The 22,163-nt window shown below is 64.9% G+C and carries 25 protein-coding genes; 17 read left to right on the top strand and 8 right to left on the bottom strand.

Features of this window, described 5'->3' with window-relative positions; translation table 11 throughout:
- The first annotated feature begins 194 nt into the window (after nt 1-194).
- From JQ591_RS29085 to JQ591_RS29050, 8 genes are all read left to right on the top strand, one after another.
- Nucleotides 195-1,082, top strand: a complete 888-nt coding sequence (locus JQ591_RS29085; protein ID WP_211399431.1) for an adenylate kinase — start codon at nt 195-197, stop codon at nt 1,080-1,082.
- A gap of 187 nt (nt 1,083-1,269) precedes the next feature.
- Nucleotides 1,270-1,638 carry a 30S ribosomal protein S13 gene (gene rpsM, locus JQ591_RS29080; RefSeq protein ID WP_007611599.1) on the top strand — a complete coding sequence of 123 codons (369 nt, stop codon included), beginning with the start codon at nt 1,270-1,272 and terminating at the stop codon, nt 1,636-1,638.
- 123 nt (nt 1,639-1,761) lie between these two features.
- The gene (rpsK, locus tag JQ591_RS29075) at nt 1,762-2,151 is read left to right on the top strand and encodes a 30S ribosomal protein S11 (RefSeq protein ID WP_007603045.1); all 390 of its coding nucleotides are present in this window, start codon (nt 1,762-1,764) and stop codon (nt 2,149-2,151) included.
- Between the two features lie 111 nt (nt 2,152-2,262).
- On the top strand, nt 2,263-3,294 hold the full coding sequence (locus JQ591_RS29070) for a DNA-directed RNA polymerase subunit alpha (protein WP_211399430.1): 1,032 nt from the start codon (nt 2,263-2,265) through the stop codon (nt 3,292-3,294).
- 120 nt (nt 3,295-3,414) lie between these two features.
- Entirely contained in the window at nt 3,415-3,831 is a 417-nt protein-coding gene (rplQ, locus tag JQ591_RS29065) for a 50S ribosomal protein L17 (protein WP_211399429.1), read from the top strand.
- A gap of 120 nt (nt 3,832-3,951) precedes the next feature.
- Nucleotides 3,952-4,791, top strand: a complete 840-nt coding sequence (locus JQ591_RS29060; protein ID WP_211399428.1) for a c-type cytochrome — start codon at nt 3,952-3,954, stop codon at nt 4,789-4,791.
- Between the two features lie 80 nt (nt 4,792-4,871).
- Nucleotides 4,872-5,660 (top strand): SDR family NAD(P)-dependent oxidoreductase, encoded by a 789-nt coding sequence (locus tag JQ591_RS29055; protein ID WP_211399427.1) that lies wholly within the window; start codon nt 4,872-4,874, stop codon nt 5,658-5,660.
- 9 nt (nt 5,661-5,669) lie between these two features.
- On the top strand, nt 5,670-5,966 hold the full coding sequence (locus JQ591_RS29050; protein ID WP_211399426.1) for a DUF1330 domain-containing protein: 297 nt from the start codon (nt 5,670-5,672) through the stop codon (nt 5,964-5,966).
- 120 nt (nt 5,967-6,086) lie between these two features.
- On the opposite strand, the gene JQ591_RS35490 is transcribed toward JQ591_RS29050, so the two are convergent.
- The 3 genes from JQ591_RS35490 to JQ591_RS29040 form a co-directional block, all read right to left on the bottom strand.
- Complete coding sequence (locus JQ591_RS35490; protein ID WP_249137868.1) at nt 6,087-6,245, bottom strand: hypothetical protein; 159 nt, start codon at nt 6,243-6,245, stop codon at nt 6,087-6,089.
- Nucleotides 6,246-6,253: 8 nt separating this feature from the next.
- Nucleotides 6,254-7,063, bottom strand: coding sequence for a Bug family tripartite tricarboxylate transporter substrate binding protein (locus JQ591_RS29045; protein WP_249137866.1), 810 nt, complete (start codon nt 7,061-7,063; stop codon nt 6,254-6,256).
- 104 nt (nt 7,064-7,167) lie between these two features.
- Nucleotides 7,168-8,175 (bottom strand): zinc-binding alcohol dehydrogenase family protein, encoded by a 1,008-nt coding sequence (locus tag JQ591_RS29040; protein WP_211399425.1) that lies wholly within the window; start codon nt 8,173-8,175, stop codon nt 7,168-7,170.
- A gap of 121 nt (nt 8,176-8,296) precedes the next feature.
- Between JQ591_RS29040 and JQ591_RS29035 the strand changes: the two genes are divergently transcribed.
- Nucleotides 8,297-8,680 carry a winged helix-turn-helix transcriptional regulator gene (locus JQ591_RS29035; protein ID WP_211399424.1) on the top strand — a complete coding sequence of 128 codons (384 nt, stop codon included), beginning with the start codon at nt 8,297-8,299 and terminating at the stop codon, nt 8,678-8,680.
- A gap of 38 nt (nt 8,681-8,718) precedes the next feature.
- On the opposite strand, the gene JQ591_RS29030 is transcribed toward JQ591_RS29035, so the two are convergent.
- Complete coding sequence (locus JQ591_RS29030) at nt 8,719-10,332, bottom strand: OprO/OprP family phosphate-selective porin (protein ID WP_211399423.1); 1,614 nt, start codon at nt 10,330-10,332, stop codon at nt 8,719-8,721.
- Between the two features lie 311 nt (nt 10,333-10,643).
- Here JQ591_RS29030 and JQ591_RS29025 point away from each other — a divergent pair, with 311 nt between their 5' ends.
- From JQ591_RS29025 to JQ591_RS29015, 3 genes are read left to right on the top strand one after another with little or no spacing between them, the layout of a single operon-like run.
- On the top strand, nt 10,644-12,050 hold the full coding sequence (locus tag JQ591_RS29025) for a DegQ family serine endoprotease (protein ID WP_211399422.1): 1,407 nt from the start codon (nt 10,644-10,646) through the stop codon (nt 12,048-12,050).
- Entirely contained in the window at nt 12,047-13,378 is a 1,332-nt protein-coding gene (locus JQ591_RS29020) for a replication-associated recombination protein A (RefSeq protein WP_211399421.1), read from the top strand. The genes JQ591_RS29025 and JQ591_RS29020 overlap by 4 nt, the downstream gene beginning before the upstream one ends.
- A gap of 57 nt (nt 13,379-13,435) precedes the next feature.
- Nucleotides 13,436-14,650, top strand: a complete 1,215-nt coding sequence (locus tag JQ591_RS29015) for an RluA family pseudouridine synthase (RefSeq protein ID WP_211399420.1) — start codon at nt 13,436-13,438, stop codon at nt 14,648-14,650.
- Nucleotides 14,651-14,811: 161 nt separating this feature from the next.
- Here the strand turns inward: JQ591_RS29015 and JQ591_RS29010 are convergent, their stop codons facing one another.
- A complete protein-coding gene (locus JQ591_RS29010; RefSeq protein WP_211399419.1) occupies nt 14,812-15,258 on the bottom strand; it encodes a hypothetical protein in 447 nt (148 codons plus the stop codon).
- 74 nt (nt 15,259-15,332) lie between these two features.
- Between JQ591_RS29010 and JQ591_RS29005 the strand changes: the two genes are divergently transcribed.
- The 5 genes from JQ591_RS29005 to JQ591_RS28985 all read left to right on the top strand — a co-directional run bounded on the left by JQ591_RS29005 (nt 15,333) and on the right by JQ591_RS28985 (nt 19,680).
- Nucleotides 15,333-16,127 (top strand): ATP12 family chaperone protein, encoded by a 795-nt coding sequence (locus tag JQ591_RS29005; RefSeq protein ID WP_211399418.1) that lies wholly within the window; start codon nt 15,333-15,335, stop codon nt 16,125-16,127.
- Nucleotides 16,128-16,184: 57 nt separating this feature from the next.
- A complete protein-coding gene (locus JQ591_RS29000; protein WP_211399417.1) occupies nt 16,185-17,810 on the top strand; it encodes a flagellar hook-length control protein FliK in 1,626 nt (541 codons plus the stop codon).
- The gene (locus tag JQ591_RS28995; RefSeq protein ID WP_211399416.1) at nt 17,807-18,070 is read left to right on the top strand and encodes an EscU/YscU/HrcU family type III secretion system export apparatus switch protein; all 264 of its coding nucleotides are present in this window, start codon (nt 17,807-17,809) and stop codon (nt 18,068-18,070) included. Before JQ591_RS29000 ends, JQ591_RS28995 begins: the two co-directional genes overlap by 4 nt.
- 34 nt (nt 18,071-18,104) lie before the next feature.
- The gene (locus JQ591_RS28990; RefSeq protein WP_249137864.1) at nt 18,105-18,962 is read left to right on the top strand and encodes a penicillin-binding transpeptidase domain-containing protein; all 858 of its coding nucleotides are present in this window, start codon (nt 18,105-18,107) and stop codon (nt 18,960-18,962) included.
- A 61-nt stretch (nt 18,963-19,023) separates the two neighbouring features.
- A complete protein-coding gene (locus JQ591_RS28985; protein ID WP_211399415.1) occupies nt 19,024-19,680 on the top strand; it encodes a carboxymuconolactone decarboxylase family protein in 657 nt (218 codons plus the stop codon).
- Nucleotides 19,681-19,831: 151 nt separating this feature from the next.
- Here JQ591_RS28985 and JQ591_RS28980 read toward each other — a convergent pair whose 3' ends face one another.
- The 3 genes from JQ591_RS28980 to JQ591_RS28970 form a co-directional block, all read right to left on the bottom strand.
- The gene (locus JQ591_RS28980; protein ID WP_211399414.1) at nt 19,832-20,827 is read right to left on the bottom strand and encodes a dienelactone hydrolase family protein; all 996 of its coding nucleotides are present in this window, start codon (nt 20,825-20,827) and stop codon (nt 19,832-19,834) included.
- A 72-nt stretch (nt 20,828-20,899) separates the two neighbouring features.
- Entirely contained in the window at nt 20,900-21,493 is a 594-nt protein-coding gene (locus JQ591_RS28975; protein WP_211399413.1) for a hypothetical protein, read from the bottom strand.
- A 152-nt stretch (nt 21,494-21,645) separates the two neighbouring features.
- A complete protein-coding gene (locus JQ591_RS28970; RefSeq protein ID WP_211399412.1) occupies nt 21,646-22,050 on the bottom strand; it encodes a DUF4260 domain-containing protein in 405 nt (134 codons plus the stop codon).
- Between the last annotated feature and the right edge of the window lie 113 nt (nt 22,051-22,163).

Genomic DNA, 22,163 nt, shown 5'->3' with positions numbered 1-22,163 from the left:
CGGTTATTCGGTCGCATCGGCAGAGCCGCTCTCACCGTAGCGCAATCACTGATCTCAAAGGCCTTCTTGGCGTGCGGCCATTTGCTCCCCTATGATATGGGTAGCGGTGCGGCGCTGATTATGATTTGCACTGTAATCGGACTTCAAAACACAGGTGCGCGACGAATCGCTCACCAATCCGGGGGCGTACGCCGATGAGAATTATACTTCTGGGACCGCCGGGATCGGGCAAGGGGACCCAGGCGCAACTGCTGTTGCAGCGCTATGGTATCGTCCAACTCTCGACCGGCGAGATGTTGCGCGCGGCCGTGGCGGCTGGAACGCCGGTCGGGCTCAAAGCCAAGGAGATCATGGCCAGCGGCGGCCTCGTGCCCGACGATGTCGTGGTCGGAATCATCTCCGACCGCATAGATCAGCCGGATGCCAGAAACGGTTTCATCCTCGACGGTTTCCCGCGCACCGTGCCGCAGGCCGAGGCGCTGGATGAGCTGCTCAAGCACAAGCACCTCAAGCTCGACGCCGTGATCGAGCTCCGCGTCAACGAGAGCGCGCTCCTGAACCGTGTCGAGACTCGCGTCGCCCAGATGCGGGAGCGCGGGGAGGAGGTCCGGCTCGACGACACTCCGGAGGTCCTGACCAAGCGACTCGCCAGCTACCGCAACCAGACGGAACCGCTGATTCACTACTATTCCGAGCGGCGGAAGCTCTCGACCATCGACGGCATGATGGCCATCGACGAGGTCACCCGCGCCATCCATCGCCTGCTCCTGGCACTCGGGGCGGTCGAGCCCAAGACGCATGGCAAGACCCGGAGCGCGGCCAAGGCGGACCCAGCCAAAAAGGGCAAGACGGCGAAGGAATCGGCCAAAAAGCCGGCGAAGACGGCCAAAAAGGCTGCCAAATCCAAAAAAGTGGCCAAGAAAGCCGTGAAGGGTGCCACAAAGGCGGCCAAGAAAACGGTGAAGAAAGCCGTCAAGAAGGCGGGGAAGAAGAAGGCAGCCAAAAAGACCGCCAGGAAGGCTGTCAAAAAGGGTGCCAAAAAGGCCGCAAAAAAGGTCACGAAAAGGCGAGCTAAGCGCTAGCAGCGGTTGACGAAAGCCCCCTGAATCCCCTAATAAGCCCCGCATCCAAGTCGGATAGTTTCAAACGATGCCGGGCCCCAGGAAGACTAGGGGTGGGCGTCGTGTTCGCGTTTGTGAACACCTGCCCGAGAAACCAAGCACTTAAAGCCCGATTCCTGACGAGGGATCGGCGACAGGAGAGAAGGCCGTGGCCCGTATTGCCGGCGTGAACATCCCGACCAACAAGCGCGTGCTGATCGCGCTCCAGTACATCCATGGCATCGGCCAGAAGATCGCCGGTGAGATCATGGAGAAGGTGAAGATCCCAGACGATCGTCGCGTCAATCAGCTCAGCGACGCTGAAGTGCTTCAGATCCGCGAAGTGATCGACCGCGACTATCTCGTCGAGGGCGACCTGCGTCGTGAGGTCGGTATCAACATCAAGCGTCTGATGGACCTCGGCTGCTACCGCGGCCTGCGCCATCGTCGCGGCCTGCCGGTGCGCGGCCAGCGGACCCACACCAATGCGCGCACGCGCAAGGGCCCGGCCAAGGCCATCGCCGGCAAGAAGAAGTAAGTTTTCGAATCCAAATCACGGCGTGTGGCGAAAGGGGATGACCCGTTCGCCACGCGCCTTTCGTTCCACAGGTGTAGCCGCTGGCATTACGGCGGCGTTTGAGATCTTCAGGAAAGGTAGTCTATGGGCAAGGAAGCCACCCGCGTTCGTCGTCGTGAGCGCAAGAACATCGCCTCCGGCGTCGCGCACGTGAACTCGTCGTTCAACAACACGACCATCACCATCACCGACGCGCAGGGCAACACGATTGCCTGGTCCTCCGCCGGCACGATGGGCTTCAAGGGCTCGCGCAAGTCGACCCCGTATGCCGCGCAGGTTGCCGCCGAGGACGTGTCCAAGAAGGCGCAGGAGCACGGCATGCGCACGCTGGAAGTCGAAGTCGCCGGTCCGGGTTCGGGCCGCGAATCGGCGCTCCGGGCGCTCCAGGCCGCGGGCTTCACCGTCACCTCGATCCGCGACGTGACCACGATCCCGCACAACGGTTGCCGTCCCCGCAAGCGTCGGCGCGTTTGATACCAGATTGCGGGCGCATTGGCGCCCGCGATGACTTTTTGCAAAGCCGTGGGAATGATCTGCGGCCTTTCTCCAACGCCAGTGCCTGCAACAGCAGTTTGACTGGCCTGTATGGGTGAAACAGTGACGATCCAGAAAAATTGGCAAGAACTGATTCGGCCGAACAAGCTCCAGGTGCAGCCCGGCAGCGATCCGAACCGTTTCGCGACCATCGTCGCCGAGCCGCTCGAGCGCGGCTTCGGCCAGACGCTCGGCAACGCGCTGCGCCGCATCCTGCTGTCCTCGCTCCAGGGCGCGGCGGTGCAGTCGGTGCACATCGACGGTGTGCTGCACGAGTTCTCCTCGATCGCGGGCGTCCGTGAGGACGTCACCGACATCGTGCTCAACATCAAGGACATCTCGATCAAGATGCAGGGCGAAGGCCCCAAGCGCATGGTCGTCAAGAAGTCCGGCCCGGGCGTCGTCACCGCCGGCGACATTCAGACCGTCGGCGACGTCGTCGTGCTCAACCCGGACCTGCAGATCTGCACGCTCGACGAGGGCGCCGAGATCCGCATGGAGTTCACGGTCGCCACCGGCAAGGGCTACGTGCCCGCCGAGCGCAACCGCCCCGAGGATGCGCCGATCGGCCTGATCCCGGTCGACAGCCTGTACTCGCCGGTCCGCAAGGTCTCCTACAAGGTCGAGAACACCCGCGAGGGCCAGATCCTCGACTACGACAAGCTGACCATGACGATCGAGACCAACGGCGCGCTGACGCCGGATGATTCCGTGGCCTACGCTGCGCGCATCCTGCAGGATCAGCTCAACGTGTTCGTCAACTTCGAAGAGCCGCGCAAGGAAGTCGCCCAGGAGATTATCCCGGACCTCGCCTTCAACCCGGCCTTCCTCAAGAAGGTGGACGAGCTCGAGCTGTCAGTGCGTTCGGCCAACTGCTTGAAGAACGACAACATCGTCTACATCGGCGACCTCGTGCAGAAGTCGGAAGCCGAAATGCTCCGCACTCCGAACTTCGGCCGCAAGTCGCTGAACGAGATCAAGGAAGTGCTGGCTCAGATGGGTCTGCACCTCGGCATGGAAGTGCCGGGCTGGCCGCCGGAGAACATCGACGAGCTCGCCAAGCGCTTCGAGGATCACTACTGATCTGAACGACAACAGGTTAAGGCGCGAACTCCTCGCGCCTTAACGGGCGAACGCAGGCAGCCCACCTGAGCAACAAGTCCGACGAACCGTCGCGACGAATGGAATTCAAGGAATAGAAAAATGCGTCACGGCAAGGTTCATCGTAAGCTCAACCGCACCGCCGAGCATCGCCGCGCGATGTTCGCCAACATGTGCGCCGCGCTGATCAAGCACGAGCAGATCGTCACTACGCTCCCCAAGGCGAAGGAATTGCGCCCGATCGTGGAGAAGCTGATCACGCTCGGCAAGAAGGGCGGGCTGTCCATGCGCCGCCAGGCCATCTCCGAGATGCGCGACAAGGATCAGGTCAGGAAGCTGTTCGACGTATTGGCGCCCCGCTACAAGGATCGCCAGGGTGGCTACACCCGCATCATCAAGGCCGGCTTCCGCTACGGCGACAACGCCGCGATGGCCGTGATCGAGTTCGTCGATCGCGACGTCGATGCCAAGGGCCAGGACTCCGGTCCGGTGCAGGAAAAGGAAGCCGAGGCGGCGTAAGCCGACCGGCAGAGAGTTTTCAGAAAGCGGCGCCTTCGGGCGCCGCTTTTTTGTATGGCGCGGCGACATCTCATGTCGCGCATCGTTTCGTTGAACGCGATTCCGGCCGGGGGGCTCTCGATGAGGATTGTGTCAGGGATTGCGCTGGCGCTGCTGATGTCGCCGGCATCTGGCGAGACGCTGGTCGAGCGCGGCGCCTATCTCGTCAACAGCGTGATGGTTTGCCACAACTGCCACACGCCGCGAGGGCCGCAAGGGCTCGATCTCTCGCGCGCGCTCTCCGGCGGCAGCCAGGTTTTTGATGAGCCCGCCTTCAAGGTCTCTGGCTCCAACATCACGCCGGACAAGGACACGGGCATCGGCAGCTGGAGCGATGCCGAGTTGAAGCGGTTCCTCGTCAGCGGCATCAGGCCGAACGGAACCAGGGTCGCGCCGATCATGCCGACCGCGTTCTACACGGTGCTCACGGCGCGCGATCTCGATGCGCTCGCGGCTTATTTGCGTTCAGTGCCGTCGGCGCATCACGAGACGCCGGCGCCGGAATACCGGATCGCGCTGAAGCCGGAGACGCCGACCTATGCCGGCAAGCAGGCGAGCGAATCTGAACTGGCCGACAGGCTCGCACGCGGCCGCTATCTCCTGACCATCGCCCATTGCCTGGAATGCCATACGCCGGAGGGCCCGTCCGCCGTGCACAATTTCACAGCAGCGAGCGGCAAGGGCGGTCGGACATTCAAGGGGCCGTGGGGTGAATCCGTCTCTCCCAACATCACCGCGGATACAGCCGCGGGCCTCGGCGGGTGGAGCGACGACGAAATCAAACGTGCGATTACGCAAGGCATCGCACGCGACGGCCACAAACTGAAGCCGCCGATGGCCTATGCTGCCTATGCCAACATGACGGCCCAGGATCTCGATGCCATCGTCGCGTTTCTCAGGACGCTTCCGCCTCGCAACTGAATCCTCACGCGTGGGTGAGGAGCGATTGCACGCGCCCTTGCAGCGCACGATATCTCCGTCAGCTCTAATGGAGACATAGCATGAAGATCGACCTTTCCGGAAAGACCGCCCTGGTGACCGGCTCGACCGCCGGCATCGGCCACGCCATCGCAAAAGGCCTTGCCGGCTCGGGTGCGAGCGTCGTGATCAACGGACGCGGCCAGGACAAGGTCGATGCGGCCGTGCGCAAGCTGGAGGCTGTGGGCGGGAAGGTCCGCGGCATCGCCGCCGATGTCTCGACCGCTGCGGGCTGCAAGGCGCTGGCCGCGGCGCTGCCAGACGTCGACATCCTCATCAACAATGCCGGCATCTTCGAGCCGAAAGACTTTTTCGACATTCCGGACGAGGACTGGAGCCGCTTCTTCGAGGTCAACGTGATGAGCGGCGTGCGTCTCTCGCGCGCGTACATGAAGGGCATGCTCAAGCGCAATTGGGGCCGCATCGTCTTCATCTCCTCGGAGTCCGGCCTCAACATTCCCGTCGAGATGATCCACTACGGCATGAGCAAGACGGCGCAGCTCTCGGTCGCGCGGGGCATCGCGCAGCTCACCCGCGGCACGGGCGTCACCGTCAATTCCGTGCTGCCGGGCCCGACAATGTCGGAGGGCGTGGAGACGTTTGTGAAGGATCTTGCCAAGCAGAACGGCCAGTCAGTCGATGAGGCCGCCGCCAATTTCGTCAAACAGCATCGCCCAAGCTCGCTGCTGCAGCGCTTCGCCAACGTCGACGAAATCGCCAACATGGTGGTTTATATCGCGTCCAAGGAAGCGTCCGCGACCAACGGCGCGGCGTTGCGTGCCGAGGGCGGCATCGTCAACACCATTGCCTGAGGCCTGCGCATGCCGGCCTATGTGATCTCCGAGGTCGAGGTGCGCGACAGAGCCGCGATGGAGGCCTATCGCACGCTGGCCGCAGCAACCATCGCGCACTATGGCGGCCGTTATCTCGTGCGCGGCGGCGCCGCCGAACTCGCCGAAGGCAACCTCCCGGCCAAGACCATCATCATCGTCGAATTTCCTTCGATGGCGCGGCTCAAGGAATGGTATGCCTCGGCCGAGTACGCCGAAGCGCTGAAGCTGCGGCGGACGGCGCTGGAGCGCCGGCTGCTGTTTGTCGAGGGCGTGTTGCCGTCGTAGGCCAGCGCGCGAGCAGGACGAGAGTATTGTCGGTTCTGATTGAATCAGAACCGACGCTTTAGATCCTTGTTGACGCGTCTTCTTCACGCGAGCCGGTAGCCGCTTCGCTCGATAACCCCTCTAGTCTTCCTTGATTCCCGCCGTCTGCGCGATCTGCTTCATCTCCGCGGTCTCCTTGTTGATCGCGGAGGCCCAGTCGCTGTAGCGCGCGAAGCCCGGCTCGAATCCGACTTTGGTGAAGCGCTCGACCACGGTGGGGTTGTTGATGGTGGCTTCCAACGTGGCCGTCAGCTTGTCCCGTATGGCCGGCGGAAGTCCCCCTTCGGCGTGACGACAGCTCCCCAGGACGCGAAATCGATGCCGGAATAGCCGAGCTCCGCGAGGGTCGGCACATCAGGCAGGTAGGGCGTCCGCTTGGCCGAGAACACCGCGAGCACACGCACGGTGCCGGCGTCGGGCTGCGGCTTGACCGCGATCACGGTATCGACGTGATACTGGATGTGCTTGCCGATCAGATCGTTCATCGCGGGCGCGCTGCCCTTGTACGGCAGGTGCACCATCTTGATGCCTGCACTCGACTTGAACAGCTCGCCTGCGAAGTGCGACACCGTCGCGGCACCGAAGGACGCGAGCGACAGCTTGTCCGGATTGGCCTTGGCTTCCGCGACAAGCGCGGCCAGATCCTTGATCGGATTGTCCTTGTAGGTGACCAGCGCCAGAGTGATCTTGCCGACTTGCCCCAGCGGCTCGAAATCCTTGGCCGCATCGTAAGGCACGATTTCCTTGACGGCCGCTGGCAGGGTAAAGGTCGAGTTGGAGCTGAAGAACAGAGTGTAGCCGTCGGGCGCGGCGCGGGCGACCTCCTTGCCCGCGATCGTGGTGCCGCCACCCGGACGGTTCATGACGATGACGGGCTTGCCGAGCCGGGCCTCGAGCTCGCCGCCGATGATGCGCGCGACGACGTCGGAGGCGCCCCCAGGAGGAAACGGCACGACCAATTGCAGCGGCCTTTCGGGATAGTCGTCGGCAAGAGCCAGGTTTGCTCCGCCGAACATCGCGGCAGCCGCGAATGCAGCCGCAAAAATCGTTGTTTTCATCCAGAAGCTCATTCAGCTCACCCCTGACAATCGTCGCCCGGGACAACGGGTGGCGGATCGTAACAGAGCGGGCCGGCCGCTTGGAAGCGGCCGGATGCTGAAAACTACCACCCCTCCAGCACGATCTTGCCGCGCGACTTGCCGCTCTCGAGCAGCGCATGCGCACGCTTGAGGTTGGCCGCGTTGATCGTGCCAAAGGCCTGGTCGAGCGTGGTGCGCAGCACGCCCTTGTCGATGAGGTCGGCGACGTCGTTGAGCAGATGATGCTGCGCGATCATGTCGGCCGTCTGGAACGAGGAGCGCGTGAACATCGATTCCCAGTGCACCGAGATCGCCTTGCCCTTGAACGCGCTCATGGTGAATTCCGGGGGATCGTCGATCAGGCCGAACTTGCCCTGCGGAGCCATGATATCCGCGATCGCCTTGTAGTGCTGGTCGGTGAAGGTGAGGCTCGCCACCAGCGCGACCGGCGGCAGCTTCTCGATCTGCTCCTTCATTGGCTTGCCGTGGTCGATCACCGCATGCGCGCCGAGATCGAGGCACCATTTTTGCGATTCCGGCCGCGTCGCGGTCGCGACCACCGTCAGCCCGGTGAGGCGGCGGGCGAGCTGAATCAGGATCGAGCCGACGCCACCGGCGCCGCCCGTGATCAGCAGCGTGCGCGGATCGACACTCTTGCCGGGCACCGCACCGAGCCGATCGAACAACAGCTCCCAGGCGGTGATGGAGGTGAGGGGAAGAGCCGCGGCTTGCGCGAACGACAGGCTCTTCGGCTTGTTGCCGACGATACGCTCGTCGACCAGATGGAATTGTGAATTGGTACCCTGGCGCAGGATCGAGCCGGCGTAAAATACCTCGTCGCCCGGCTTGAACAGCGTGACGTCGGGACCGACGGCGTCGATCACGCCGGCCGCGTCATAGCCGAGAATCTTCGTCTCGCCCTCGGGCGGGACGGCGCGCTTGCGCACCTTGTAATCGACCGGATTGGCCGAGATCGCCTTCACGGCGACGCGGATGTCGCGCCCCTTGGGCTCGGGTTTTGCGGTCTCGAAATCGATCAGCGCGTCCTGATCCTCGATCGGAAGCGACTTCTTGTAGCCGACGGCCTTCATGGTTTGTCTCCATCAGATGGCGTGCTCGCCTGCCGCTCTAACTGTCGCCATGGCCCCGATTTGGCAAGTACTGTAAATTCGGGGATATAGTCCCTGTTTGGATACTATTGGGAAAAGGCGCATGAAACGGCGGAACTTTGCCCGTCGTCCCGGCTGCTCGGTCGAGGCGACGCTGGATCTGATCGACGGCAAGTGGAAGGGCGTGATCCTCTATCACCTTCAGAGCGGCACCCGGCGCTTCGGCGAATTGCGCCGGCTGATGCCCGCCATCACCCAGCGTATGCTGACCAAGCAGCTTCGCGCGCTGGAGGAGGACGGGCTGATCATCCGTAAGGTCTATGCGGAAGTGCCGCCCCGGGTGGAGTATTGCCTCTCCGAACTCGGCGAGAGCCTGCGGCCGGTGATCGATATTCTCAAGGCCTGGGGCGAGAGTCATCAGCAGCGGCTGTCCTGCGCGCCGGCGTCTGACGCGGAGCCGATCAAGAAGCCGAAGCGCGCGGCGTGATTTCCGGGAGCGGACCGTGCCGCTCCCGGAAGAGATCGTCAGAACGCAAACTGCGTGCGCATTGCGACTGCGTCGAACTTCGAGCCGACATCGGCGGTCGAGGTCGGCGAGGCCTGCTTCGACACCGTGCCATGCAGATAGTCCAGCATGAAGCGGACGTTGCCGTTGGCGTACCAGTTCAGCGCCGCCGTGTAGACGGTCTGACGGCCGCCTGCGATGCCGGTGGCGGTCCCGAGCTGATCGTTGAGGTCGATCGTGGAGAAGCGTCCCGCGATTTCCCAAGCGCCCCAGCCGCCGCCGTCGAGCGAGAACGGGTGCGCCGGCTTGACGCCGCCATAGGCCGCATTCGCCGCGTTATAGCTGCGTCCCTCGCCCGTCAGCACGTAGCCGGCCTGCGCGTAGCCGCCCTGGAATTTGAGGCTCGGCGCACCCAGTGGCGGCAGGCCGGTATTGGCGCTGCGATCGATGTTGTACCAGAAATACTCGCCTTGCAGGATCAGCGGTCCATAGGTGGCGGCCGCTTCGACGCTGTAGACCTGCGCGCCGGAGGCATTGGCGATTGCGCCGGTCGTAGCCAGTGCCGTGGGATCGATGCGCAGTTCCGGACGATCGTTCAGCGCCACCGTCTGCGCGCCTGTCACCAGATTGCGCGTCGGCTGGATCAGCCATTCGGCATTGCCGCCGAGATGGACTGAGTAGTCTTTGCCGCTGACGACCTGGCCGGCGACACGGGCGACCGCGCCGTATTGTTCCGTGGTGCCGTTCGGTGCAACGCTCGAGGCGGAGTGGATCGCACCGGTGGCGGGACCGGTGACATAGGCGCCGGCCCAGAACACGTCATTGTACCAGCGCGTGCCGATCGCCGAACGGAAGTCGCCCGCAGCGATGCTGGTGGCGACGATGCCGGCCGAGGCGCGCTCCATGAACATGATGTCGTTGGAGCTCGTGGCCTCATCGAGGGTGTAGGGCAGGTCCATGATGCCGCCTTCGATGGCCATCTTGCCGCCGAACGGTTTCAGGCCGGTATAGCTGAGATAGGCGTTCTCGACGCCGGAGACGCCGCCGCCGGGCAGCGAACCCGGGGCTGCGCCGCCAAACCCGTCGGAGGAGCCGCCGAAGTCGTAGACCAGCGCGAAATTCCAGTCGTTGAAGAACTTGCCGGCGAGACCGATGCGCGCGCGGCGGACATTCTCGCCGCTGTCGAGCTTTTGCGGCACGGTTGCCGCCGTGTTGGGCCGATAGTCGTAGCCGCCGACGTCCCAATGCACGCGGCCTGTGATCCCGACGCAGTTTGCCCCATCGGCAGTGCAGATGGTCGGCCGGTTGTTCGGCATCGTCACGACGACGCCGGAAGCGGGCGCCGGTCCCTTGAGCGGGATCGCCGCGTTGGCGTTTGCGACGATTGCCTTCGCTTCCGAACGCGCTTCGGCTTTCGCCTCCGCCTTCGCTTCGGTCCTGGCCTTCGCCGTGGCCGCGGTATTCGCGGCGGTCTGGCTCTGGAGCTTGTCGAGCTTCTGCTCCAGCATCTTCAACTGCTGCTTCAGGAGCGCGATCTCCTGGTCGCTGCTGCTCGCTGATTGGGCCTGGGCCTGCGAGGCTGCCAGCGCGCCGGCGAGACCAATCGCCGCGGCCGCAATTCTTGTCCTGCTCACGTCATGACTCCATCGTTTGACGAACTTCCCCAAGTCGCTGGCGGGGAGCCTAGGTATGATCGATGACTGCCCCGCGACGCTGCGCCCGGTTGCGCGGTTCCCGCTGATGTAAATTCGCCGCAACCGAATCCGCCTTGCACCACCATGCAAGATGACGCACATCATGCCAATCCACAGCCCAGGCAAATTGCTATTTCGCACGCAGAGCTTGCAGGCCGGACACACCAAAAGGGGGCTGAATATGCCGCCCGGCGCCCTTCTATTAGGGGGCGAACGCGCCTATATTCCGGCGTCTTTTCCAAGAGGTAGGAATGTTTCGATCGACCTGGACCGCCGTCGTCACGGCACTGTGCATAGCCTTTTCGGCCAACTTCAATCCGGCCGCCGCGCAGGATCGCCGTGTCCCGTCCTCGCCCGCCGAACTGCGGCTGTCCTATGCGCCGATCGTGCAGCGGGTGCAGCCGGCGGTCGTCAACGTCTATGCCGCCAAGGTGGTGCAGAACCGCAACCCGCTGCTCGACGACCCGATCTTCCGCCGCTTCTTCGGCGTGCCCGGCCAGCAGCAGGAGCAGGTGCAGCGCTCGCTCGGTTCGGGCGTGATCGTCGATGCGTCCGGGCTCGTTGTCACCAACGTCCATGTCATCGAAGGCGCCGACCAGGTCAAGGTGTCGCTGTCCGACAAGCGTGAGTTCGAGGCCGAGATCGTGCTGAAGGACTCTCGCAGCGATCTCGCGGTGCTGCGTCTGAAGGACACCAAAGAGAAGTTTCCGGCTCTCGAATTCACCAATTCGGACGAACTGATGGTGGGCGACGTCGTGATGGCGATCGGCAATCCCTTCGGCGTCGGCCAGACCGTGACGCACGGCATCATCTCGGCCTTGGCGCGCACGCAGGTCGGTATCACCGACTACCAGTTCTTCATCCAGACCGACGCGGCGATCAATCCTGGCAATTCCGGCGGTGCGTTGGTCGACATGAACGGCAGGCTCGCGGGCATCAACACCGCGATCTATTCGCGCTCCGGCGGCTCGCAGGGCATCGGCTTCGCGATCCCCGCCAACATGGTCCGCGTCGTCGTCGCCTCCGCCAAGGGCGGCGGCAAGGCGGTGAAGCGGCCCTGGCTCGGCGCGAAATTGCAGGCGGTGACGCCCGAGATCGCCGAGAGCCTCGGCCTGCGTTCGCCGACCGGTGCGCTGGTCGCAAGCGTCGTTCCGAACGGACCGGCGGCCAAGGCCGGGCTGAAATCCTCCGACCTGATCGTCTCGATCGACGGCCAGACCGTGGATGATCCCAACGCTTTCGACTATCGCTTCGCCACACGGCCGCTCGGCGGCACGGCGCAGATCGACGTGCAGCGCGGCGGCAAGCCGGTCAAGCTGACGGTGGCGCTGGACGCCGCGCCCGATATCGGCCGCAATGAGCTCGTCATCACCGCGCGCTCGCCTCTCCAAGGCGCGAAGGTCTCGACCATCACCCCGGCGCTCGCGGACGAGCTGCATCTGGACGCCGATACCGAAGGCGTCGTGGTCACCGATCTCGGCGGCGACAGTGCGGCCGCGAATGTCGGGTTCCAGAAGGGCGACGTCATCCTGGCGGTCAACAACCAAAAGATCGGCAAGACCAGCGATCTCGAAAAGGCGGCGGCCGAGCGCCAGCGCATCTGGCGCATCACGCTGGTGCGTGGCGGCCAGCAAATTAACGTCACGCTGGGCGGATGAGTCCGAAGCGACCACAGGAGACGCCAACTCTCTTCGCCGCGGCGGGGCTCGATCACGAGGCTCCGCATCCGCTGCCGGATCGGCTGCGGCCGCGCGCTCTCTCGGAGGTCGTCGGCCAGGATCACATCCTGGGTCCCGACGGCGCGCTGACGCGCATGCTGGAGACGCGCACGCTGGGCTCGCTGGTGTTCTGGGGCCCGCCCGGCACCGGCAAGACCACGGTCGCGCGGCTGCTCGCGGATGCCACCGATTTGCATTTCGAGCAGATCTCCGCGGTGTTCTCCGGCGTCGCCGATTTGAAGAAGGCCTTTGAGGCCGCGCGTGCGCGCCGCGAGATGGGCAAGGGCACGCTGCTGTTCGTCGACGAGGTGCATCGCTTCAACCGCGCCCAGCAGGATTCGTTTCTGCCCGTCATGGAAGACGGCACGGTGGTGATGGTCGGCGCCACCACCGAAAACCCATCCTTCGAGCTCAACGCGGCGCTTCTGTCCCGGGCGCGCGTGCTGGTGTTTCGCTCGCTCGACGCTGCCGCGATCGAAAAACTGTTCGCGCATGCCGAGGAGGTCGAGGGCCGCAAGCTGCCGCTCGACGCCGAGGCGCGCGCCGTGCTGGTGCGCATGGCCGATGGCGACGGCCGTGCGTCGCTGACGCTCGTCGAGGAAGTCTGGCGCGCCGCGCGCAAGGACGAGATTTTCGACGCCGTGCAGTTGCAGGAGATTTTGCAGCGCCGCGCCCCGATCTACGACAAGTCGGCCGACGGCCATTACAATTTGATCTCGGCGCTGCATAAGTCGGTGCGGGGCTCCGATCCCGATGCCGCGCTGTATTATCTCGCGCGCATGCTCGATGCCGGCGAGGACCCGCTGTTTCTGGCCCGCCGCGTCGTGCGCATGGCGGTGGAGGACATCGGCCTTGCCGATCCGCAGGCGCTGGTCATCGCCAACGCCGCCAAGGACGCCTTCGACTTCCTCGGCCATCCCGAAGGTGAGCTCGCGATCGCGCAGGCCGTGGTCTATCTCGCCACCGCGCCGAAATCGAACGCCGTCTACACCGCCTTCGGCATGGCGATGCAGGTCGCAAAGCAGGCCGGCTCGCTGCTGCCGCCAAAACACATCCTCAATTCCCCGACCAAGCTGATGAAGTCGGAAGGCTACGGCGCATCTTACGAATACGACCACGACACCCCCGAGGCCTTCTCCGGCCAGGACTATTTCCCGGAAGCCCTGGGCCGCCAGACCTTCTACGACCCGCCCGAGCGCGGTTTTGAGCGCGAGATCCGTAAGCGGCTGGATTACTGGGCGAAGCTGCGCAAGGAGCGGGGCGGCTGAAGCCAAAATCGCCATTTCGCCGTGACGTGAGGTCGCTTTTGGGCTAGGCAGGCACCCATGAGCCGCCGCATCAAGAGAATGAACCCAAAGCCCCGTTCGCGTGACGAGCGCGACGATTCGCGTCCGTTCAAGGCGCGCAGCGCGAAGACGGCTGGGCCGCGGCCGGGCGGCAAGCCCGGCGCGAAGCCGCCGCGCTTTGCGAGCGAGCGCGCCGAGCGGCGCGCGCCCAAAGCTGAGCCGGAAAAGGCTGCGCCGGCAAAGCCCGTCGAGGTCCTGCTGCCGACCAAGGTGCAGACCGTCAAGGTGACGGCCGACGAGAACAACATGCGCGTCGACCGCTTCCTCGAAGCGCGCTTTCCCGGCCTGTCGTTCTCCCACATCCAGCGCGTCGTTCGCAAAGGCGAGCTGCGCGTGGACGGCAAGCGCGTCGACAGCAAGGACCGCCTGGAGGAGGGCCAGAGCGTTCGCATTCCGCCGCTGAAGCTCGACACGCCGAAGGCCGCCAGCCCGCAGTCGGAGGCAGCGCAAAAGACGCTTGCCGCGCTGAAGGAGATGACGATCTACGAGGACGACGACGTTCTCGTGCTGAATAAGCCCCTCGGCCTCGCCGTGCAGGGCGGCTCGGGCATGACGCGACACATCGACCAGATGCTGGAGGTGATGCGCGATTCCAAGGGCCAGAAGCCGCGCCTCGTGCATCGCATCGACAGGGAGACGTCGGGCTGTCTCCTGGTCGCCAAGACCCGCTTTGCTGCCTCGCATCTGACCGGCGCGTTCCGTTCGCGGTCGGCGCGAAAAACCTACTGGGCGCTGGTGCCGGGGCTGCCGAAGCCGAAGCAGGGCCGCATCTCGACCTTCCTCGCGAAAGAGGAGAGCGAGGACGACACCATCATGCGCATCGCCCAGCATGGCGACGAGGGCGCAAGCCACGCGGTGACCTACTACGCGGTGGTCGAGACCGCCGGCAACAAGCTGACCTGGGTGTCGCTGAAGCCGGTGACGGGGCGCACCCACCAGCTGCGCGCCCACATGGAACATATCGGCCACCCCATCGTCGGCGATCCCAAATATTTCAACATCGAGAACTGGCAACTGCCGGGCGGCCTGCAAAACCGGCTGCATCTGCTCGCGCGCCGCATCGTCATTCCGCATCCGCGCGGCGGCGTGATCGACGCCACCGCACCGCTTCCGCCGCACATGCAGCAGTCGTGGAACTTGCTCGGGCTCGATGCAAGCAGATTTGATCCGATCGAGGACGCGCCGGAGGAGTAGGTATTTCCGCGACGTCGTCCTGGCGAAAGCCAGGACCCATTATCCCAAGATTCCGTGAGACGGTTGGTATTGGCCGCGGTGTTTTCTCGATAGATCACGCGGTATGGGTCCTGGCTTTCGCCAGGACGACGCCGAGTGTCTGATCGGCAGTTTGGCCCCACTCAATTCCGAAACTGCTCCAGAAACATCCGCAAGCTGTCGTGCGGGCTCTCGATATCAGTGATCAGCCAACCCTCGGGCCCGTTGACCACGATGAAGTTCAGCGTGACCCGCCGGCCGCGGTTGTCGAAATTCACCGCGACATAGGTCTTGTCGTATTGCCTGCGAATGACCGCGATCGCGACGGGGCCGAGCTTCCAGCTCGGGCTCTGCACCAGGAAATCGTAGGGCTCGACCCGCGGCGCGGACCACATCTTGCGTAAGGAGGGGTCGAAGAATTGCCGGGCGGTGGCGGCATCCCGCGGCAGGCCTTTTGAAAGCTCCGGCGCGCCCTGGCCGTAATGGGCGTAGACGTTGCGGACCACCGATTCCGGGGTCCGAAAGCCGGCCTCCGCCGCGGCCGGCCAAAACCCGGCCAGCAGGGCCGCAATGCCCGCAAGTTCCCTCATACCTGCCGCTCGCTTTATCGGCCGCCGGTCTTACCTTACAAGCCTAGCATTGAGTGATCGGGGCCGAAAACCAGATGCGCGAATTGTTCGACGAGATGGCGGGGCGATCCCCGCTCGATCCGCAGGAGGCGGTCCGCCAGGCCGCGCGCACGCCGCGGCGCAAGCGCTTCTACAAGGAGGTGGGGGTCGCGGAGGCCGAGGGCGGCTTCGCCATCACGCTCGATGGCAAGCCGATCCGCACGCCGTCCAGGCGCCAGGTGCTCATCCCTTCGCGCGCGCTAGCCGACGCAGTGGCCGCGGAATGGGCGGCCCAAGGCGAGACGATCAATCCCATGACCATGCCGCTGACACGGATCGCCAACAGCGTGGTCGAGGGCGTCGTCGAGCGCGTCGATCTCGTCAGCGAGGACCTCGCAAAATACTTCCAGACTGACCTGCTGTTCTACCGCGCCGGTGATCCAGAGGGGCTGGTTGCCCGCGAAGCTGCGCACTGGGACCCCGTGTTGTTCTGGGCCGCCGAGACGCTGGGGGCGCATTTCATCCTGTCCGAGGGCATCATACACGTGACGCAGCCGGACGAGGCGGTCCAGGCCGTGCGCGCCGCGCTGCCCGGCGATGCCTGGTCGGTCGCGGCGCTTCACGTGGTGACGACCCTGACCGGCTCGGCGCTGCTGGCGCTGGCGCTGGCCCACGGCGTGCGCGATGCCGGCCAGGTCTGGGCCGCCGCTCATGTCGACGAGGACTGGAACGCCGAGAAGTGGGGCGTGGACGAGGAGGCGGCCGGCCGCCGGGCCGCCCGCCTGCGGGATTTCGAGGCCGCCGTGGCGGTTTTGACCGCGGTGCAGCCGTCCGTGATCGAAGGTCCTTAACGAGAGGTTTACGAGGGCGGCCTTAGGGTGGGGCCAGCGCTCCCCGGGCCCCTCGCGATGCCGACGCCGATAAACTCGATCCTTCCCGTCAGTGCTGCCAGCCCTGTTGCTGACGCGGCGACGCCGGATCTTGTGCTGCAGGCCGGCAGCGTGGTCGACGCAAGAGTCGTCAGCGTGCTCGCCGACAATCTAGTGCGGATCGCGATCGCCAATCTCTCGATGGATGTGATGTCCGAGGTGTCGCTGACACCAGGACAAAATCTCCAGCTTGCGGTGTCGCAGAACGGCGGCACCATCCGGCTCGCCGTTATGGGCGGGGCAGGCGAGGCGGCCGCCGATCAGGTCACGCTGACGCCGGCTGCGGCCTCGCTGGTGGACAGCCCTTCGCTGGCGCCGTCAGTGGGCGCGGCCCGCAACACACTCACACCGACCGAGCAGGTCGCCGTCACAGCCGCCTCGGCCGAGGCCGTGACGAAGCAGGGCAGCCAGGCGCCGCTGTTCGCCAATCTGGCCGCGGTCGTCACCGGCAGCGATCTTCCGGCGGGGCTGAAGCAGGCCATGCTGGGCGTGCTGGCGCAGCAGACGCCGCTCAACACCGGACTCGATGGCGGCGACATCGAATCCGCCTTCCAGAAGTCCGGGCTGTTCCTCGAGGCCTCGCTCGCCGCAGGCGCGACGCCGTCCTCCGGCACGATGCCGGACCTGAAGGCGGCATTGCTGGTGCTGCGCCAGACGCTGACGACGCTCGAGACCGCCGCGCCACAGGGGGCCGCGATTTCCGCTGGTACTCCCGGGACACCGCAGGTTGCCGCCGCACCGGCTCCGGCAGCGGGAGAGGCCGCGCCGGCCGCATTGCCGTCAACCGAACCCGAGATCGCCCAACCGCCGCAAATGTCGCGCAGCGCCAATCTCGCGGCCTCTGTGTTGGCGGACATCGCTGGCGGTGCTCCGCAGGCCGCGATGTCGCGGACGATGACCGCAGGCCTTGCCGCGAGCCTCCTGCAAGAGATCACGCAAGAAATCACGCAAGACCTGCCGCGCATGACGGGCAACGTGCCGGGTTCGAACAAGGCCGTGCCTGACGGACATGTTTTCGAAGCCGCAGCGCACGCGACGCCACCGCCGGTTCGCGGCGCGCTGCCGTCGCTGCAATCCATCGCCTCGCCGTCACTCGTACCGAATGCGCCGCTCGCGGCGACCGTGCAACGCCTGCTCGACGACACCGATGCCGCGATCGCGCGCCAGACCTTGCTCCAGGTCGCTTCGCTCCCCGATCGCACTGACGCCAGCGGTCACAGGATCGATCCGACGGTGCCGCAGTGGAATTTCGAGATTCCGTTCGCAACGCCGCAGGGCACCGCGATGGCGCAGTTCGAGATCTCGCGCGACGGCGGCAATGAATCCGCCGATCCCGCCAATCGCGCCTGGCGCGCGCGGTTTACGCTCAATGTCGAGCCGGCCGGCCCCGTGCACGCCTTGATTACTCTGAACGGCGACAAGACTTTCGTGCGGATGTGGGCGGAGCGGCCGGCGACCGCACAGCAGCTCCGCGCCGGAATCGGCGAGCTCAACCAGGCCCTGACCAGGGCCGAGCTCAAGCCCGGCGATATCCTTGTCCGCGATGGCACCCCGCCACAGCCCGCACCGGCCCGCGCCGGCCACTTCCTGGATCGCGCCACATGAGCGACCCGTCGAAGCTTGCGATTGCGCTGCACTACGAGAAGGGCAGCAACGCGCCTATCGTTGTCGCCAAGGGCAAGGGCACGATCGGCGAAAAAATCGTCGAGATCGCCAAGGCCAACGACATCCCGATCGAGGAGAACGAGATCCTGGCCGGTGCGCTGTCCAAGGTCGAGCTCGGCGAGGAGATTCCGCCCGACCTCTACAAGGCCGTCGCCGAAGTGCTGGTGTTCGTGCTGCGGCTGTCGGGCCAGGGGCGGTAACGCGCTGTCATCGTTTCACCACGATAATTGCTGCATGGTCGCGGCCACTTTCATCGTTCAACGGACATCGCCCTTGCTTACCCGCCGTTCCGCTCTCGGCTTTCTCGCGGCAGCCGCCACCGTGCCGTCCCGCGCGCTTGCTCATGTCGCCCCGCCACGCAACGAAATCAGCGAGAGCCTCGCAAAGCGCTTCACCGACCTCGGCACGGCCGGGACCTTCGTCGGCTACAAGGTCGAGGATTATCTGATCGTTGCGAGCGACAAGGAGCGTTCGGGCGAGGCGAAGCTGCCGGCCTCGACCTTCAAGATTCCGAACTCGCTGATCGCGCTGGAGACCGGCGTGGTCGCTGACCCCGACAAGGACGTCTTCCCGTGGGACGGCGTCAAGCGTCCGATCGAAGCCTGGAACAAGGATCACACCCTGCGCAGCGCGATTCTCGTGAGCGCGGTGCCGGTCTATCAGGAGATCGCGCGCCGGATCGGGCAAGAGCGCATGCAGAAATATGTCGATCTGCTCGACTACGGCAATCGCGATATCGGCGGCGGCATCGACCAGTTCTGGCTCACCGGCGCCTTGCGCATCGATCCGGTCGAGCAGGTCGATTTCGTCGACAGGCTGCGCCGCCGCGCGCTGCCGATCTCCAAACGCAGCCAGGATCTCGTCGCTGACATCCTGCCGGTGACCAAGGTCGGCGACAGCGTCATTCGCGCCAAGTCCGGGCTGCTTGGCGCCGAGCGCGGCGAGCCGTCGCTTGGCTGGATGGTGGGCTGGGCCGAGAAGGGCGAAGCGCACACCGTGTTCGCGCTGAATATGGATTGCAAGGAGCCGCGTCTGGTCGGCGAGCGCATGCCGCTGACGCAAGCCTGCCTTTCCCAGATCGGCGCGATCTAGCGCTATCGCGTTGGCGCCGCTCGACTAGCATCCTCCGGTCAAGAAAAACCGGGAGGACAACATGAACTCAACGCCGCTCTGGCTGTCGTCGCTCACGCTTGCCGCCGCAGGCGGCTGGCTCGCCGCCACGATGTTTGCCGGTCCCGCCACCAGCAGGGAGCCGCGCTTTCCGCAGCTCACCATGGACCAGCTCGACGCGAAGCAGAAGCCGCTCGGCGAGCAGATCATGAAGGTCTCGAGTGTCGGCATCGGCGGTCCCTACAATCCGATGATCCGCAGCCCGGTGCTCGGCCAGCGCCTGTTCGACCTGTTCCACTATCTGCGCTGGGAAACCTCGGTCCCGACCAAGCTCAACGAGTTCGCGATCCTGATCATCGGGCGGCAATGGCGCTCGCAGGTCGAGTGGTACGCCCATGCGCCGCTGGCGGCGAAGGCGGGCCTGTCGGCGGACATCATCGCGGAGCTGAAGGCCAACAAGCGGCCTGCGAACATGGCCGAGGACGAGGCCGTCGTCTACGACTTCGTCACCGAGCTCACCACGACCAGGAAGATCGGCGACGAAACCTACGCGCGCGCCAAGAAGGTCTTCAATGACCAGCAGATCGTCGACATCACTGCACTCGCCGGCAATTACGTGATGGTCGCGATGCTGCTCGCAATGGCGGAGGAGACCGTGCCGCCGGACAAGCAGGAGCCGTTCAAGCCCGGCGAGCCGTAGGGCGGGCAGCTTCTTTGCGGCCATCCTTCGAGACGCCCGCTTCGCGGGCTTCTCAGGATGAGGTCTTGTTTCGCGGCGGGATATCAGACCCTCATGGTGAGGAGCGCCGCCTTACGGCGCGTCTCGAACCATGAAGGCCAAGCTGGTTCGGCTATCCCAGCTTGAACAGCGCCTGCAAAAACTCCTCCACCGCCTTGCGCGACTCGGCGGCAGTCGTTGGATTGCCGCCGACATGCGGATTGAGCTCGACGCAGGAATCCTTGTACGTGAACGGCGCTTTCGTGTCGGCGTTCATGAGCACGCCGCCGTCGCCTTCCTTGATCTGGCAGTTGCGCACGGTCTGCGCGCCCGTGGACACGGCGACCGTGTTGACGCCGAGCAGCCCACTGTCAAAGCCGTGCGCGCTGTCGGGGTATTCGGTCAGAACCACGTCGCGACCGGCCGCCTTGAGCCGCTCGACGAAAGCCTTGCAGCTCTTGACGGGATTGTAGTCGTCGGGCGTGCCGTGGAAGATGCGGATCGGGCGCGCGGCGATGTCCGTGTCGCTCTGGTAGGTCGTCGAGCAATCCGGATAGAACGGAATGTAGGCGGCGAACTGGATGCCGGACTTGTTCCAGAGCTTGTGGAAGCGGTCGAGGCTCGCATAGAGCGTCGCCTGTCCGCCGCGTGAAAAGCCCATCAGCACGATGCGATCAGGATCGACGCGGGGATGTTTTGCGAGGATCTCCAGCGAGCGGTAGATGTCGATGACGAGGTTGAGGCGGCCGAGCAGCGCCTGGTTCGGCCCCACCACCGTCAGCCCGCGGCCGGTAAAGCCGTCGATCACGAAGGTCGAGATGCCCATGGCGTTGAATGCGTGGACCCAGGCCTCGGTCGTTGCGCCAACGCCGCTCGAGCCGTGCATCAGCACGACGACGGGGAGCTTTCCGCTGCCTTGCGCCACGCGGAATTCGCCGGCGACCGTCACCGGCTTGCCTGCCGCGGCGTCGCCGCTGAGGAATTGCTGGTCGGAGAGGGTGAGCGAGGGGATCGGGTAGATTTCGGCGCGGGTGGCGACTTCCCTGGGAAGCGATTGTGCGTTGGCGCCAATGCCAGCGAACAGCGTTGAAATGCAGAGCGCCATCGCGACGCGGAATGCCGTCGGCATCGGATCCTCCCTTGTGATTTTTGTTGAGTAGAACAATCCGACCGCGCGCTGTCAATTTGGCTAGCGCCCGCCTCAGGCGGGATCGGCCTTCTTAACCGTCAGCGCCTGGTCGATCGCAAAACCGCCGATCTCGCTCATCGCCTGCGAGATCACGTCGCCCTTGCGGGCAAAGCCTTCGGAGAGGAAATCGAACTGGGTGCGTGCCAGCCGCAGCACCTCGATCGGCACGGAGATGACGGTCTCGTTGAAACTGTCGACCGAGGCGTGCAGCGTCTCCAGCTCGCTTGTGAGCTTGCCGATATGGCTCTCCGCATGCTGCATCAGGCCGAGCAGGTTGCCGCGCTCGGCATCGAATGCCGCGCGTTCGGCCGCCGCGGCCGCGGTGACCTCGGCAAGCTGGCTGCGCAGCCCGTCAATTTGCTTGACCATGGCGTCGGACGCCATCTCACCGGCCTCGCGCAGCTCGGTGTTGCGCGTGTTCTCTTCGTGCTCCCGGTGATAGAGGCGTTCCGCCGACATCGCCCGCTGCGCCAGCGACTCGATCAGCGCGGCCGCGCGCAACAGCATCTCGCCGTTCCGCCCCGACACCATGCTGGCCATGCGCCGCAGGAAGTCGGTGGTTTCGGACGATGGGTTCGGCGGCAGTGGGACAACCGTCGCGGACATGAGGTGATGCTTGCAGCCGGAAATGATGACCGCCGCCGTACCGACTGAGCTCACGCAACATTCGGCGCCTGATCGCGAGCCTGGAGCAAGCCTGAATCGGCAGGTCCGGTCAACCGGGCCGGGCCCCCAAATTTGCCGGCAGCGCGCGGGGTTCAGGTACCCTTCTGCCGGCCGATCCGGCCGAGATGGGTGAAGCCGAACCCGGCCGAATATTTCAGGCCATAGCCCAGTGCCCGGTCGATGCCGATATGAGCGAGCCAGATCAAGGCGATGGACAGGGTGAGCGGCGAAGCCAGGCCGAAGCCGAGCGTCAACAGCGTCACCGGCGCCATGTAGCTGTGGGTGGCGTTGTAGACCAGCGCGCCGAATTTGGCGTCGGCAAGATAGGCGAGGAAGCTCAGATCGGGGACGAGGAAGAGCAGGGCAAAGACTGCCCAAGAGCCGTCCCAGGTCCAGTAGAGCATCACCATCCCCACAAACAGGGTCAGGCCCTCCAGCCGCAGCAGGATGTTGACGCCGCCCGTCGCCGCGCCGGTCTCGACCGTTCCTTCGGTCATGCTCACCTCCCAAGGCAAAACGTTGTAATCCCTCACGGTTTCGGCCCGGACAAGGCAGCCCTGCGAGGCCGAAAGGCGCTTTCCGGCTCGCAAAATGCCGTGTTAGAACCCCG

Origin of the sequence: Bradyrhizobium canariense (assembly GCF_018130465.1) — a bacterium.
Lineage (GTDB): Bacteria > Pseudomonadota > Alphaproteobacteria > Rhizobiales > Xanthobacteraceae > Bradyrhizobium > Bradyrhizobium canariense_C.
This window is presented reverse-complemented; position numbering and strand designations above follow the sequence as displayed.

Coding starts and splice junctions, on each gene's coding strand:
- JQ591_RS29085 (WP_211399431.1), top strand. CDS start 195: ATGAGAATTATACTTCTGGGACCGCCGGGATCGGGCAAGGGGACCCAG.
- rpsK (WP_007603045.1), top strand. CDS start 1,762: ATGGGCAAGGAAGCCACCCGCGTTCGTCGTCGTGAGCGCAAGAACATC.
- JQ591_RS29070 (WP_211399430.1), top strand. CDS start 2,263: ATGGGTGAAACAGTGACGATCCAGAAAAATTGGCAAGAACTGATTCGG.
- rplQ (WP_211399429.1), top strand. CDS start 3,415: ATGCGTCACGGCAAGGTTCATCGTAAGCTCAACCGCACCGCCGAGCAT.
- JQ591_RS29060 (WP_211399428.1), top strand. CDS start 3,952: ATGAGGATTGTGTCAGGGATTGCGCTGGCGCTGCTGATGTCGCCGGCA.
- JQ591_RS29055 (WP_211399427.1), top strand. CDS start 4,872: ATGAAGATCGACCTTTCCGGAAAGACCGCCCTGGTGACCGGCTCGACC.
- JQ591_RS29050 (WP_211399426.1), top strand. CDS start 5,670: ATGCCGGCCTATGTGATCTCCGAGGTCGAGGTGCGCGACAGAGCCGCG.
- JQ591_RS29045 (WP_249137866.1), bottom strand. CDS start 7,063: ATGAAAACAACGATTTTTGCGGCTGCATTCGCGGCTGCCGCGATGTTC.
- JQ591_RS29040 (WP_211399425.1), bottom strand. CDS start 8,175: ATGAAGGCCGTCGGCTACAAGAAGTCGCTTCCGATCGAGGATCAGGAC.
- JQ591_RS29035 (WP_211399424.1), top strand. CDS start 8,297: ATGAAACGGCGGAACTTTGCCCGTCGTCCCGGCTGCTCGGTCGAGGCG.
- JQ591_RS29025 (WP_211399422.1), top strand. CDS start 10,644: ATGTTTCGATCGACCTGGACCGCCGTCGTCACGGCACTGTGCATAGCC.
- JQ591_RS29020 (WP_211399421.1), top strand. CDS start 12,047: ATGAGTCCGAAGCGACCACAGGAGACGCCAACTCTCTTCGCCGCGGCG.
- JQ591_RS29015 (WP_211399420.1), top strand. CDS start 13,436: ATGAGCCGCCGCATCAAGAGAATGAACCCAAAGCCCCGTTCGCGTGAC.
- JQ591_RS29010 (WP_211399419.1), bottom strand. CDS start 15,258: ATGAGGGAACTTGCGGGCATTGCGGCCCTGCTGGCCGGGTTTTGGCCG.
- JQ591_RS29005 (WP_211399418.1), top strand. CDS start 15,333: ATGCGCGAATTGTTCGACGAGATGGCGGGGCGATCCCCGCTCGATCCG.
- JQ591_RS29000 (WP_211399417.1), top strand. CDS start 16,185: ATGCCGACGCCGATAAACTCGATCCTTCCCGTCAGTGCTGCCAGCCCT.
- JQ591_RS28995 (WP_211399416.1), top strand. CDS start 17,807: ATGAGCGACCCGTCGAAGCTTGCGATTGCGCTGCACTACGAGAAGGGC.
- JQ591_RS28990 (WP_249137864.1), top strand. CDS start 18,105: ATGGTCGCGGCCACTTTCATCGTTCAACGGACATCGCCCTTGCTTACC.
- JQ591_RS28985 (WP_211399415.1), top strand. CDS start 19,024: ATGAACTCAACGCCGCTCTGGCTGTCGTCGCTCACGCTTGCCGCCGCA.
- JQ591_RS28980 (WP_211399414.1), bottom strand. CDS start 20,827: ATGCCGACGGCATTCCGCGTCGCGATGGCGCTCTGCATTTCAACGCTG.
- JQ591_RS28975 (WP_211399413.1), bottom strand. CDS start 21,493: ATGTCCGCGACGGTTGTCCCACTGCCGCCGAACCCATCGTCCGAAACC.
- JQ591_RS28970 (WP_211399412.1), bottom strand. CDS start 22,050: ATGACCGAAGGAACGGTCGAGACCGGCGCGGCGACGGGCGGCGTCAAC.